Origin of the sequence: Chromobacterium aquaticum, assembly GCF_021129195.1 — a bacterium.
In the GTDB taxonomy this organism is placed as follows: Bacteria; Pseudomonadota; Gammaproteobacteria; order Burkholderiales; family Chromobacteriaceae; genus Chromobacterium; species Chromobacterium aquaticum.
The window spans coordinates 1,889-2,409 of sequence record NZ_JAJOHW010000256.1 but is presented as its reverse complement, the minus strand read 5'-3'; the positions used below and the strand labels follow the sequence as shown (position 1 = coordinate 2,409).

1 protein-coding gene is annotated in these 521 nt (G+C 67.0%); it reads left to right on the top strand.

Translation table 11 applies throughout. The features are described 5' to 3' along the window. Positions 1–8 precede the first annotated feature (8 nt). On the top strand, positions 9–503 hold the full coding sequence (locus tag LQT98_RS23590) for a C40 family peptidase (RefSeq protein WP_231465671.1): 495 nt from the start codon (positions 9–11) through the stop codon (positions 501–503). The last annotated feature ends 18 nt before the right edge of the window (positions 504–521 follow it).

Sequence of the window (521 nt, the reverse complement as noted above, 5' to 3'; positions counted from 1 at the left end):
GCGCCGCGCTGCTGTCGCTGGCCGGCCTGCTGGCCGCCTGCGGCACCACTCCCACCAAGGTGGCCGGCGGCGGGCGCAAGCCGCGCCCTTCCGGCGATGTCAGCCTGTCCGGCCTCAAGGCCGACGGTGCCGGCCGCGAAATCCTGATGTATACCCTGGGCCTGCTGGACCTGGACTACAAGTTCGGCGGCGCCAACCCGGAGGCCGGCCTGGATTGCAGCGGCATGGTCAGCTACATCTATCAGAACGCCGTCGGCGTCAAACTGCCGCACAACGCCGCCCAGATCGCCAATGTGGCGCGGCCGATTCCCGACAGCCGCATGCGCGTCGGCGACCTGGTGTTCTTCAACACCATGAACCGCCCGTTCTCGCACATGGGCATCTTCATCGGCGACGCCAAGTTCGTGCACGCGCCGCGCACCAATAGCGCCATCCGCGTGGCGCGGCTGGACAATAGCTATTTCGCCGCCCGTTACGAGGGCGCGCGCACGCTGTTCAGCTAAGAACCTGTTCAATGTCTG